This is a genomic window from Sulfolobus tengchongensis (assembly GCF_036967215.1).
Taxonomy (GTDB): domain Archaea; phylum Thermoproteota; class Thermoprotei_A; order Sulfolobales; family Sulfolobaceae; genus Saccharolobus; species Saccharolobus tengchongensis_A.
This window is the reverse complement of record NZ_CP146016.1, coordinates 402,547-415,444: the sequence shown is the minus strand read 5'-3', so window position 1 is coordinate 415,444 and position 12,898 is coordinate 402,547. Positions and strand designations below refer to the sequence as shown.

Here is a 12,898-nt window from a genome sequence, read left to right as displayed (position 1 = left end):
AGTTAAAGTTAGTTCGCAATTTCCCAAAACTTCCATTAAAGGATAGACGTTTCATAGGGACTTTTATTACTTTTTCTTTTTAGTTCAAATACCATAATAAACATATTAATTACTTTAATGAAAGAAAAAAGAAACTATTTAGATTAGCGTTTCAGAAAAGTTAGATATGGTCCATGAGAAATAGGCAGTACCATTAGAACTCATGGTACCCCATTCCGTACCTAGTTCCCAATCAAGCAAATAGTAGTCTGTAATGGAGAAGTTAATATAATTTTCAGCAGCTTTAATGAAAAGATTAGGTTCGTATTCCACATACCCATTAGTAACTTCCCAACCACTGGGTTTAAATGCAATATATTCCCAACCTCCCCATGGTACGCTTTTCATTTCCCAAACAGTAAAAGTGGCGTTAACTAAAGTATGATTAATGTCGATGGGTATTATCACTTTTCCAACTGGCTGACCTGCAGGTTGTAGATTTTGGCTAAAAAGCCAAACCATGATTTCAACATCTCCATTACTAGCTCCAGTTCCTGGACTAAATGCCACCTGAGGTCTAACGATCCAAGCATCTGAGGCTATGTCAAAGTTAATTGATGGATCCAATTTAGTTAAATTTATGTAAAACGAAACAACAAATGGACTCATATTCCCTATTCTCATGGGGAAAATATTACCAGCATAAGCAGTATCCCAAGGTTTTCTACCCACGTAGATTTCCGGGTATCCGTTAGTCCATTCTAATGGACTTACTTGAGTTAAGTTAAAACTTACAGAAACTGATCGAGTAAGCATATTGTAGTACATTGTGAAATTGCCATTCCAAGTTTTCGCATTCCACATATTTACTTCAATATAAAACGCTGGTTTAGAATAATTATTATTGAGATATATTGAGGTAGGAGAACTCGCAGGAGATGTTACGTAAATTAGATATTGTGAATTACTTTGCGCGTTTGTAGTCGTAGAAACTGTAGAAGAATAGTAAATTGTTGATGTAGTGTATATCGTTGATGTAGTATAGTAGGTTTTAGTTATTGTTGTCAATTGCTTATGTGTTATTACGTATCCAAGTGATCCTGCTAAAGCTATTACTATTAATATTAGTGCAATAATTATTGCAGACGTCCTATTCATTACTACTTTTTCCTATAATCTAGAAAAAATGTTTTATGGCTAACCTTTATTAATAAAAGTGCCATGGTGTAAGATCATTATTAATAAGTCCTTTATTAACTACTAGAGTGGCGATTGTGTCCAACATTTTCTTTTACCTATTATAAATGGAAAGTGTAATTTTACATAAGAACTGGTCTAAGTGCTATCCTTAGTTACTAACGTATTAAATAGACCTAATATACGGAGATCAATGACATAAACGTCATTTTTATATTAAATGCTCTCGGATGTCAATTCTCTATTATTGCTATACTACAGATGTTTCTTAATGGAAACCTAACTAGAGCCTAGGGCACAATTAGTTTTTTACCTCTAGAAGTAAATAATAAACTATGATAGATGTTGAGAAATTAAAAAGGGATGCAAGTGAGATAGAGGAGTGGATTATACAGATTAGAAGAAAAATTCATGAATATCCAGAACTTTCTTACAAGGAATATAATACAGCTAAACTAGTGGCTGAAACTCTGAGAAAATTAGGAATAGAAGTAGAAGAAGGAGTAGGTTTACCTACAGCCGTTGTTGGAAAAATAAGAGGTAATAGACCGGGAAAAACTGTAGCTTTAAGAGCTGATATGGATGCCTTACCAGTAGAAGAGATGACGGATTTACCTTTCAAGTCTAAAGTTAAAGGGGTAATGCATGCGTGCGGACATGATACTCATGTCGCCATGCTACTAGGCGGAGCGTATCTTTTAGTTAAAAATAAGGATCTCATCAGCGGTGAAGTTAGACTAATCTTTCAACCAGCTGAGGAAGATGGAGGATTAGGTGGAGCTAAACCAATGATTGAGGCAGGAGTAATGAACGGCGTAGATTACGTTTTCGGTATTCATATTTCATCCGCTTATCCTAAAGGAGTATTTGCTACGAGGAAAGGTCCAATAATGGCTACACCGGATGCCTTTAAAATAATAGTTCACGGCAAAGGTGGACATGGTTCCGCACCTCATGAGACTATAGATCCAATTTTCATTTCCTTGCAAATAGCTAACGCAATTTATGGAATTACAGCCAGGCAAATAGATCCCGTACAACCTTTTATTATCTCAATTACCACAATACACTCTGGAACTAAAGATAACATAATACCCGACGATGCCGAAATGCAAGGAACTATAAGGAGTTTAGATGAAAACGTTAGAAGTAAGGCTAAGGAATACATGAGGAGAATAGTTTCATCTATTTGTGGGATCTATGGAGCTAGTTGTGAGGTTAAATTCATGGAAGATGTATATCCAATTACCGTTAATAATCCAGAAGTCACTGAAGAGGTGATGAGGTTACTTTCATCAATATCTACAGTTACTGAAACTGATCCAGTCTTAGGTGCAGAAGATTTCTCTAGATTCCTGCAAAAAGCTCCAGGGACTTATTTCTTCTTAGGAACTAGAAATGAGGAAAAGGGTTGTGTATATCCTAATCACAGTTCAAAGTTCTGTGTAGATGAAGATGTCTTAAAGCTAGGAGCTTTAGCACACGCTTTACTGGCAATACATTTTAGCAATAAATGATTAGGGAAAATTCTCCACAACACTGTTACAATAGTCTTTTTTCCTTCACTTTTCTTTATTACGAATATTACTGATAATGATACATAAAGAAATTAGTCGTAGAAAACTATTTCTGTGTCAGCGTAAAATTTATATAATTTGCACACAATCCGAAAAGCAATCCTCATTCTTCTCCATCCCATTAGGGGGATAACCCCACTCACCCTTTTAAGGTGAGGAAACCCCCACATCTTGTAACTATCCTTACCTAATTCAGGAATTTCCAATCTACATCTGAGGTAAGATTGCATACGTGACTTCGGTAAAGTCTAAGCTTCTGGTTTTATATGAGGGTTGAGAGTTGAATACAAAATATATGAAATTCAATGAGACCTAAAACCCCGACTAGATAATGTTATAAACTAACTTAGAGACAATATATGAGACAATATATACTATGCATAATATAACTATATATAACTAAGTCAAAATAAAATAGAATTTTATGCGTGTACAGTTATATTGTTGTAACTCATCTATTTTATATGAAAGCTATAGTAAATGGTATATTTAATCTATAGTTTAATACCTATTCTTTTCTTTTTACTGTTACTTAAATTGCATATAAGTATTACGATTAAATGTATCCAAATCCTTATATTTTAGAACTTATAGCATTACGCAATGAATATTTCAGTTGTAATTCCAGCATATAATGAGGCTAACAGGATTGGCAAAACCTTAAATAGATTGATTCAGACACTCCCAAGAGCGGAAATATTAGTTATATTTGATGGTAATGATAGCACACCGCATGTGGTTAGGAACTTTCCAGTTAAGTTTTATCAGAGCAGAGAGAGGCTAGGCAAAGGGGGTGCATTAAAAAAGGGAATTTATGAAAGCAACTTTCAAAAAGTTCTTTTACTTGATGCTGATTTTCCAGTAACTGAAAAGGACTTAGAGCTCTTATTAAATACTGATGCAGATTTAGTAGTACCCAAAAGAAAAATTATAGGGATGCCATTCAAGAGAAGATTCTTACATAATGCTTTTATACTCTTAACTAAGATGTTCTTTCCCTCATTAGCTAGTTTCTCCGACTTTCAGTCTGGAGTTAAGATAATCAATAGAGAAAAAGCCCTAAGAGTTGCAAATGAACTAATAATTAACGACCTCTTATTTGACGTTAACTTAATTTACGCTTTTAAAAGACATAAATATAGTATAAAGGAAATCGAAATCAGTTACATTCATGATGAAAGTGATAGTAAAATATCTAAAAAGCTTCTAAAAGTCATTTTATTGATGTTTTTCTCATTAATAAAACTTAGAGTCTACTACTCTCCATTTAGAAAAATTCTATACACTAAAACTTATCTAAAATTACAAGATTATATCTTAAGAAAGCTTAGATAGCTTGATTAGTGTTGTAGATTTTTCTGACAGAATGGAAAGAAAGTCTCGTTCATCATGGTTTGTTATGTATATGATAATTAATCGGATGAAGTGATAAACTCTGACAAATATCTATAAAAATTCCTAAACTTTGAAGGAAGGATAAATTATAAATTATTTCTATTAATATAATATTCAAATTAACTAATCCGTTCCACAAATACTCTATTACGTAACTCAAACGCCCGAGAGCTTCGCGTTATAAATCCATTAATGAATTCATATAAAGCAAGTTAGAGACTACATTTAATATTCATAAACGAAAATAATATTCTAAGCATCATTATTTTTATAATTTCAAGTATCTAGCTATGAGATTTATCGTACCGGTTGCAAGAGCAATCCAATAAGTTAAGGTAGGATAACTTTCAATAAGCATCATTATTTTGACTCCTTGGTAATTTATGCTCATATTTTCACTTCCTATTATGAAAAGGGGATAACGAGCGGGTACGAAAATGTTAATAACATAATTGAAGACTATGTAAAATATTAAAGGATCTAAGATATATAGATAACTCACCCACGCTATTAATAAATAACTACGTTTAATTCCCTTTATAGCCAGATAAATGTAATATAGAGCTACTGAGACGACATAGAATCTGAATGCAAACAAGAAGTAGTTTATTAGTGTCACTATCAAGTACTCCTTACCTAAAAGTTCTAAACCTATAAAGAACAAGCTGTCCTTTATTATAATTATACCACCTGCTGAATAATACCACCAATATTGAGGAATTAAAGCTACTAATATGTTTAATGCCATTCCAATTATAGTTAAATAATATTTCATATTACCTCACTCTGAGAAAAAGTAGTGTTATATATTCTAAGGGTTAATGTCAAATTATACGAATGAGCCTCAACATCCTTAATGAACATAGCAAAGTTAGTTATTATTACGGAGATATTTTTTATTTCGTGAGGATAAACAGTTGTTTCCCTTTGCAAATAGGTATATTTTCCGGTTACGTTAACTACTGTTATCGGGAAATAGAGAGTATTATTAATTGTTATAAGTAACTCATTATTTCTCGTTATGGAAATGAGTATCTTTGGTTGAGCTGAAAACAAATTACCGATGTTGGTGTATATTTGAGTCGAGGCTTGATTGAGAACTTCAGTTATATCTTGAAAATGTCCATTTGATAAAATATAGAACTCTGCAATTAAAATTATTATAAAAACAACGAGCCCTATGATTTTACCATAATCCATATAGTAAAAGAGTGTATTTCTAAATTATAAGTTTTTCATAACTTTCTCCAGCCACTGGATAAATTGAGTGGAGGAGTTTGTCCTTCACTAGTAATGAAGTGATGAAGGTAATAAACCGCAAACCTATAAATTGCTCTAAGGGAACTCTCGTCCTTCATCGGTAGTCCCTAAATTCAACTTATGAGAATATTACTTTAACTTTATTTTAGAATAATAGAAAGTAATTTGAATTAAAACTTAAGAAATTTTTTGATTTAGCTATGTTTTTGTACTCTTTGTTCTTGTTTTTTAAGGTTAAGAGGGTTTTTGATCTCTCAAGCTTTTTCTTGCCTTACTTTTTGTAAATGAGATGGAGAATGTGATTTTTGTCACGATTGACCAAAGTTATGGAACTGTTTTTTATTTTTAAGGAGGTGATTTTAGGGACTACCAATAAGCACGGGGAAGGAAGTCAGAATAGGAAATGTTCAGGAATAATTATGGAGATTACCTTATTTCCTCAACCGGAATATCCGATGTTGTTAGCGATGATTTGCAAAATTCTATAAATTATTTAGTTGTGACATAATGACAAAAATTAAAACTAACCCTTAATTTTCATGATTAGTATGGTACCTAAAATTGCAGATATTAAGAGAGAGTTTAATGAAAAGATTAAGGAAATTCATAGCAAGCTAAAATGTGAAATAGCCACAATTCCCTTTAAAGATAATTTAACTTCAGTTTTAGAAATTTGAACAAAGATGAAGATTTGCGAAAAGTTGGTAAATTGATTGAAGAGAATTTAAAGGATCTAAGTTAAGCGCGTACTTTATAGAACTTTGATGTTAGAAAATAAATACATTTTTTAAAAACGTTTAAGCTTGATATGTTACATTAACATAAATCACTTGACCATTGTTCAGCTCAATTCTTATTCTATATATAGACCCTGGCAATAAATTGGATGGTAACATTGGAAAGGTTATAGTTAAGTAGTTATCACCAGGGTTTAGTAGCGTAGGTTGTATATTTATTGCTTGTAAGTTAAATTCTTCAAGTACCGCTCTCAATATTATCACTTGGCTGTTATAGGGTAATGTAATATTAGCTACATTTCCTCTTAAGATACCTTGATATTGCTGAATTGGTTGTTGAAATTGTGATGGCAATGGTATTTGTCTATTTAATAAATTTCCTAGTCCAACATATGCCAATATGTAGCCTATAAACGCTATTATACCTATGGGGATTGCTCCTAGTATTCCGCCTATTTTGATATTCGCTTCATTGAATTTATCCCCTATAGAGTAGATTGCTATACCAACAAATATAATCCCAATAATATCAAGGAAAGGAATTATTAATAATATCGAGCCTATCTTTCCTAAGTTCATATTTGGTACATATGGTTGTAGTGTCGAGAAACCGGTATAAAGTCGCATCAAAGCTAGTATGCCAAGTAAAAACGATAGTAAAAGGATAACTACTCCTAAAATCACGGAGGCGAATAGTCCTACTAAACCTATAAATGCGAGCAAAGCTATTATTATTCCAAATAGTAAACCTTCTCTTACTTTAGCTAAGCCGTTATATACTTGCTGATCCATATAGAAAATAATATCAAACAAATATAAAACGTTTTTACAAATGCGAATTTATTAATTTGGTAACTGTTAATTTATACCATTTGGATTAATTTTTATATCTATCTATAGATGTTGGAGAAAGGAAAATTTTTACTAACCTATTATAAATACTGATAATCTAAGCTAAGGAATCGATTCAATGAGCTGAATAAACTTTGATATCGTGAATCGATACTTGTGCAATAAAGGAAATTACATTAGTCCAGTAAAATAAAAATGACCATAAAAATCTGAAACTAATCTCAATAACTTAGTGGATAGTTAATTTACTTATGGTAATATTATACTTATGAAACCAGAAAATACGCCATTTAATATGTTATAAGCTATAGTTAGTCCCACATATGTTTGTGGATAGGATACTATAAAGGCATAAGGTAATAATGAGAAGGCTAAATATGAAATTGCAGTGATTATTGCGATCTTTCTAACCTGAATTAGGGATAATCTTTCAAGTTGAGTTCTAGCAGGGAAGGCGAAACCAACTAGCAATATTAATATTAATATTTGTACTATTCCTTCTGCTGGTGAATGTATTAGTGCTTCAATAGGGGAAATTTCAAATGGACTCGGAGGATAAAAAGCCTTAACTATTAATGATATTATGGCCATTACAATGGTTAATATAAAAGAGTAGCCAACGGACGTAGCAATATTATAAGCTAAAATTCTACTGTTGACCTCCACCACTACTTTGTTGCCCCCTTCTACCCATACTTACTCTTATTAGGCCATCCGGTAAGTTAACTATAGTGGAGAGATTAGGATAGTAGGGTACTCCAATTGCCATATTAACTGAGGCTGGATTCTGATTTTCTGCTAATATCCTAGCTAATCCCATTCTTACAGCATCAGATAGTGGTATACCCAAATCTCTAAGCTGTATTATTCTTCTTAACTCTGGGTCTTGAGGTAATAGTCTAGTTATTCTCACCGATATTAAATCGATACCTATCTCGCTCAAAAATTGTTTTAAAGCTCCAGTAACAGCTGTGGAAACATCAGAGAATTTCTTAAATACGTCTGTTAATGATACCCTATTTAAAATTGAGCTAACTTCTTGATCTACTATTGGGGAGATATAATGTACTAAATCAGCATCCTTAAAGTAGAGTGAACTAAACTGAACACTGGTTACTAATGCTGATGGATTTTGAACTCTGAAATACACTGCAGTCTCATATTCTAGAGGAACTAAATCATCTGTCTGGCTTATTCCACTCACTCTAACCTCGTGTCTAGTTGTAGATACAAAATAAACTACTGTATCATATGGTAAAGTATTATATCTAAACTTAGATAAGAAAGCTGAGACTGGATTACCTGGAGTTTGAATATTGTGACTCCCAGGTGGTAAGTCAGCTACAATTTGACCTTGAATTACTACAATTGCCCTTTCAGTTGGTTGTACTATAATCAATGATTTTGAAGTTATAGCTTCTTTAGGATACTTAAAAATTATTGTATCAGCACTCATAAAACTTGATCCATCTTCCTTTTCTGTTGAGACAACTTGTCCTCTAATTGTCATAGACATATATTAAAAATCATACTATGACTATTTAAATTTTTTTAAATCCTTATTTTCTAAGTTCAGGAGGAAAGAATAATTTCATCCTTTCATAATACAAATTCCTTAAATCGGAGAGTAGTGGATCGATTTCAGAAATTCTATTTGCTTTAGCCAATTCAACAATTTGGGAAGCGATGTTTATCATTTGCATATCATGATTTACTATCTGATCTAATTCCTCCGTGGTGATTTTCCATCTGGCATAGATATCAGCACCTCCTCCCTGGCCGGACATTATCTCGTTTATTATTTCTCTTATTTTAGATAGGAGGAATTCCATAACCTTTAGTTGAGGTGAAAATGGATCAATTGACGCAGTGTAACTTTCCTTTTCAGAAATTATCCTTATAGTTTGTTCTAATCTATCCGCTACAGCTCTCCTAACTAGAAAGTCGTCTTGCCTAATTAGATCCTTCGCCTTATAGCCTCTATACCCTGGAATTAGTAATTGCAGTTGCTCTATTGGAGTTAATTCTTTAGGCATGAATGAGTATAATATATTAAAGCTTTAAATTTTTCTACAAAGTTGAATCATAATTTGGAGTATCTTCTTTTTTATTACAGAATGATCTTAAAATCTAAACTATATTTAAAATTTTTAGAACTCAAAAGTTAAACAGTTAACAATAAATACTCCAACCGTAAAATGTGTCCATGTGCGAAAGAGTATCCTAATAGGCTGGTTTGGAACTTTCTTACAACTGCTATTAAGATTAAGTTGGGGAGTTATTTCCCTACCGATTACCATTCTAATGCACCTTAATTCAGTTCAAGTCGGATTTGTAGCTACAGCATTCTATATAGGTTACGTTATATCATCTGTACCATGGGGTTTAATTATAGATAAAATTGGTCCAAGTAAGGCAATCGCATTTGCCTCATATCCTTTAATAATACTAAATTTGATCCTATTTTTTCTCTTTTCTAATTACGTTATTCTAGTAATGGTGTATTTACTTGAGGGTTTAATAACAGCAGCGATCTTTCCCTCTGCTATGAAAATTGTCGCTGTAACATATACCTCTAGGTCCACATATTACGTAGCATTAGTAGAGAGTGCGGGTCCAATTACTATCATATTTTTAGGATTAATAGCTAGTATACTTCTTGATTTTTGGAGATTTCTTTATCTCATGATGGCAATAAGCTTCGGAGTTATAGGTATTTTAAGTTTAAGGACAAGGATTAATGTCCAATCAACTGAAATTAAAAAATCATTCAAAATTGTTCTTGATAAGAAAATAACTATAGCCACTTTAATTAGACTAGGAGAGTTATGGGCTACTTGGGGGACTACAACTTGGATTTTCTCCATGTTAGTGCTCTATAGGCATATACTCCCTTCCCTCTCAGCTTTATTTTTATTTTTATTTGGAATAGGTCAATTGGTAGGTATATTAAATGTTGAGAAGTTAGTAAAAAGGTTAGGAGAGGAGAAAGTAATCTTACTTAATCTATTAGGATTCATTTTAACCACATTACTAATAATTGAGTCCAATAATCTCGTAATCTTGCCAGAGGCGTTTATACTGGGGGTTTTCTCATTTTCATATAGGCCACCTACTGATTCGCTAATTATGAGACTAGCAGGACAATCAAAGGCTGGTACTTCAATTGGTTACGCTAACGCAGTATCTCAAATAGGTACGATGATAGCTCCAAGTTTTGTGGGAGCTGTTCTTTATTTTACGCATAGTTTCTTCTTCTCAATGCTATCATTAGATTTAGGATGTTTAATATCGATTTTATCACTTCTAACTCTTCGAGCTAAAGAGACAGCTTAACCCCATTTATATTTCTTGAGCGGATATCATATGCTTGGAGACGCTTTAGTTAACTTCTGAACGGTACTGTACATAAGATGTAAAAATTGTACTCCAGCAATAAGGAGTTTTCAAGGAAAGTTTCATAATGTCGTCATGAAGTTATAAATTCAAAGAGACTTCGATTTTCATTCATAACCTTATACATTATATTTACTTAGCAATATTATGAAATTCAATGAAATCAAAAACCCCTTAAACTGGATTTCCCTTTTCTAAATTCCCTCTAAAAGCTTGTCAAATCCTTTAACATCCCTTAAAGGATAACCGGTACCTTTCCTCATAACAGCAAGAACTTCAGCTACTATTGACAACGCTATCTCTTTTTCACTTTTTGCCCCAATATCTAATCCTGCAGGAAGTCTTAATTTCTTTAACTTTTCCTTATCAATACCGGCTTGGATTAGACGCTTTAATATGACCTCTGCTCTCTTTAAGCTCATTATTACTGCAATCTCCTTAGCTCCACCTAATATGGATTTCATAATAGCCCATGTATCATAAACATGCCTAGTTGCGACAATTACATAATTATCCCTTACTATCTCATCTGGAATTTGAAATGTTGTCCCCTTTATTACCTCATCAGCCTCATAATTACTTTCCTCAGCAAAGGGATCAACTATTATGACGTTAAAGCCCAAATCCTTTAGATATCTAGCGATATATGGGGCTACATTAATTCCCTTACCAACACATTTACTAGCGTCAACTTTCACTGTATTTCTATCACAAAATACTGGTTCTTCCATTTCCGCTTCTCTACTTGACGCAAAAATAACAACTTTCATAAGTTATTTCTCCCTCTTAGCAGTTAAAATATCTTGTTTAAAAAGAAACATGAATCAAATTACCCCCATACTTTTAGTACTCTTTGATCTCTTTTTAAATAGTGTTATTCTTCCGAAGATTCTCTGAGAATTTCTAAAGTTTCGGCATATATGAATCCCAAAATTATCCAACCAAAGAATAAATAAACAATATATTTGTTGAAACTGGGCAAAGAGTATAGGAACACTGATGCACTTATCAGTATTGCAATAATTCCTATTAATATCTCATGTATATGTTTTAAAGCTCTCTTAGATGCTGTCCTTATTAAAGAGAAGTTAGCTGAAATATGAACAAATAAGTTATTTAATCCAGCCATTGCTCCTAGAATTGAAAATGTATAGAATAAACCAAAATAATAAGTCATAATAGTTAATACAATTACGAAAGCTACTCCTATAACAGCCTCAGCCACTTTTTGCCTAGAAAACAGATGTATCATCACCTTATCCTCAGCCATTGCCTTTAACGTTCTGGAATCAGCTAAAATGTAAGCCATTCCTCCTAATATGCCATCACTTAGTGCTATTATTGATATTACTATTATACTTACTACTCCAAATTTAAACAGAAGAAAGTCTACCAAATTCCCAGTGAAGTCCATTGCTGCTAAAGAATAAAAGAAGAAAGTTGCCAGTAATCCTCCAAATAGCAAAACACTTATCGCAACTTTACCTATGGTTTTAGAATCAGCTTCTCCACCTAATGGAGCTATTGAGCCATAACCAGTAGGTATACCTAATCCAAATATTACAGCGGGAATTATACTTGTAGGGAAGTAAGAGGGAATTGGATTGTAAAAATTCCATCTAGAATAGTAAAGAAAAAGTATAGATAAACCTAATATGATAATTATCTCAATTGTTGAGGCACCTATTGCGTACTTTGCTGAGACTTGAACCCCAGCTAATACTATTCCCATTGCGATTACTGAAATTATAAGAGTGTAAAACCATTGTTCTTGAAGTAACCAAAAGTTAGGGATAACTTTTCCCATGACTGTATACAATACATAAGCTCCACCAGTTAGTAGTGTACCTCCATACGATAATGCATACAACAAATAATTCCACCCAGTATTTATCCCTAGCCTAGACGTCAATGAGTAAAATGCATATGTATAATATCCACCTCCCCTTTTGAACCTTTTAGATAGAAAATATATAACCAAACCATTAAATAGTACTACAATAGTAGCCGTCAACATTGCCAAAGGAGCTTTAGTCCCTACTTCGGATATCATCACAGTTCCAAATGTTAACAAAGAAATGAATGGTGCTTGGCCACCAAACGAAATGAAGAAAAGATCTTTAAAGGTAAGTTTTGTTCCATTTTGTTTATCCATTGAAGATTAATAAGAAGTTTAGTCAAATAAAGATTTGTTTCTAATACTAACCTTTAGACCATCTTCTCTTCTTCTACTATTCTTTGTTTTCCTTTGCCTCGTTAAGTATTTTGCAAAATATTTAGATTTAAAACGTAACCTCCTCATAAAGAGAATGGAGAAAAATTAACTAATTTTGGAAAAACTTATATAAAATATATTATCTAGAAAGTAACTTTCCTCAATATCAGTTTAAATTTTTAACTTAGATAAATAATGAATATTATGAAATTTCTTACCGCATCTGATGTGTATTAACTTGAAGTTGACGAATTATTATTGGAGAAATACTTTACAAGTTAATTCCCTCA

General features: G+C 32.5%; 14 protein-coding genes. 4 read left to right on the top strand and 10 right to left on the bottom strand.

Annotated features, from left to right (window positions below; translation table 11 throughout):
* Window positions 1-138: 138 nt before the first annotated feature.
* A complete protein-coding gene (locus tag V6M85_RS02145) occupies window positions 139-1,137 on the bottom strand; it encodes a GH12 family glycosyl hydrolase domain-containing protein (RefSeq protein ID WP_338602405.1) in 999 nt (332 codons plus the stop codon).
* A 374-nt stretch (window positions 1,138-1,511) separates the two neighbouring features.
* Between V6M85_RS02145 and cpsA the strand changes: the two genes are divergently transcribed.
* Together cpsA and V6M85_RS02135 are read left to right on the top strand one after the other, a co-directional pair.
* Window positions 1,512-2,693, top strand: a complete 1,182-nt coding sequence (gene cpsA / locus V6M85_RS02140) for a carboxypeptidase CpsA (protein ID WP_338602402.1) — start codon at window positions 1,512-1,514, stop codon at window positions 2,691-2,693.
* 663 nt (window positions 2,694-3,356) lie between these two features.
* Complete coding sequence (locus tag V6M85_RS02135) at window positions 3,357-4,088, top strand: glycosyltransferase (protein ID WP_338602399.1); 732 nt, start codon at window positions 3,357-3,359, stop codon at window positions 4,086-4,088.
* 328 nt (window positions 4,089-4,416) lie between these two features.
* Here V6M85_RS02135 and V6M85_RS02130 read toward each other — a convergent pair whose 3' ends face one another.
* The 3 genes from V6M85_RS02130 to V6M85_RS02120 are packed head-to-tail and all read right to left on the bottom strand — an operon-like array spanning window position 4,417 to window position 5,506.
* Window positions 4,417-4,923, bottom strand: a complete 507-nt coding sequence (locus tag V6M85_RS02130; protein ID WP_338602396.1) for a hypothetical protein — start codon at window positions 4,921-4,923, stop codon at window positions 4,417-4,419.
* Window positions 4,920-5,348, bottom strand: a complete 429-nt coding sequence (locus tag V6M85_RS02125) for a hypothetical protein (RefSeq protein WP_338602393.1) — start codon at window positions 5,346-5,348, stop codon at window positions 4,920-4,922. The genes V6M85_RS02130 and V6M85_RS02125 overlap by 4 nt, the downstream gene beginning before the upstream one ends.
* 35 nt (window positions 5,349-5,383) lie before the next feature.
* On the bottom strand, window positions 5,384-5,506 hold the full coding sequence (locus tag V6M85_RS02120) for a hypothetical protein (RefSeq protein WP_338602391.1): 123 nt from the start codon (window positions 5,504-5,506) through the stop codon (window positions 5,384-5,386).
* 450 nt (window positions 5,507-5,956) lie between these two features.
* On the opposite strand from V6M85_RS02120, the gene V6M85_RS02115 reads away from it, so the two are divergent.
* Window positions 5,957-6,085, top strand: a complete 129-nt coding sequence (locus V6M85_RS02115) for a hypothetical protein (RefSeq protein ID WP_338602388.1) — start codon at window positions 5,957-5,959, stop codon at window positions 6,083-6,085.
* Window positions 6,086-6,205: 120 nt separating this feature from the next.
* On the opposite strand, the gene V6M85_RS02110 is transcribed toward V6M85_RS02115, so the two are convergent.
* The 4 genes from V6M85_RS02110 to V6M85_RS02095 all read right to left on the bottom strand — a co-directional run bounded on the left by V6M85_RS02110 (window position 6,206) and on the right by V6M85_RS02095 (window position 9,033).
* Window positions 6,206-6,937: a DUF973 family protein gene (locus tag V6M85_RS02110; RefSeq protein WP_338602386.1), complete on the bottom strand. Its 732-nt coding sequence runs from the start codon at window positions 6,935-6,937 to the stop codon at window positions 6,206-6,208.
* Window positions 6,938-7,246: 309 nt separating this feature from the next.
* On the bottom strand, window positions 7,247-7,666 hold the full coding sequence (locus V6M85_RS02105; RefSeq protein WP_338602384.1) for a hypothetical protein: 420 nt from the start codon (window positions 7,664-7,666) through the stop codon (window positions 7,247-7,249).
* The gene (locus tag V6M85_RS02100; protein ID WP_338602381.1) at window positions 7,647-8,513 is read right to left on the bottom strand and encodes an SPFH domain-containing protein; all 867 of its coding nucleotides are present in this window, start codon (window positions 8,511-8,513) and stop codon (window positions 7,647-7,649) included. The genes V6M85_RS02105 and V6M85_RS02100 overlap by 20 nt, the downstream gene beginning before the upstream one ends.
* Before the next feature lie 43 nt (window positions 8,514-8,556).
* Window positions 8,557-9,033 carry a hypothetical protein gene (locus V6M85_RS02095; protein WP_338602379.1) on the bottom strand — a complete coding sequence of 159 codons (477 nt, stop codon included), beginning with the start codon at window positions 9,031-9,033 and terminating at the stop codon, window positions 8,557-8,559.
* A gap of 172 nt (window positions 9,034-9,205) precedes the next feature.
* Here V6M85_RS02095 and V6M85_RS02090 point away from each other — a divergent pair, with 172 nt between their 5' ends.
* Window positions 9,206-10,333, top strand: a complete 1,128-nt coding sequence (locus V6M85_RS02090; protein ID WP_338602377.1) for an MFS transporter — start codon at window positions 9,206-9,208, stop codon at window positions 10,331-10,333.
* Window positions 10,334-10,587: 254 nt separating this feature from the next.
* Here the strand turns inward: V6M85_RS02090 and V6M85_RS02085 are convergent, their stop codons facing one another.
* Window positions 10,588-11,163, bottom strand: a complete 576-nt coding sequence (locus V6M85_RS02085) for an XdhC family protein (protein ID WP_338602375.1) — start codon at window positions 11,161-11,163, stop codon at window positions 10,588-10,590.
* A 104-nt stretch (window positions 11,164-11,267) separates the two neighbouring features.
* A complete protein-coding gene (locus V6M85_RS02080) occupies window positions 11,268-12,548 on the bottom strand; it encodes an APC family permease (protein ID WP_338602373.1) in 1,281 nt (426 codons plus the stop codon).
* Between the last annotated feature and the right edge of the window lie 350 nt (window positions 12,549-12,898).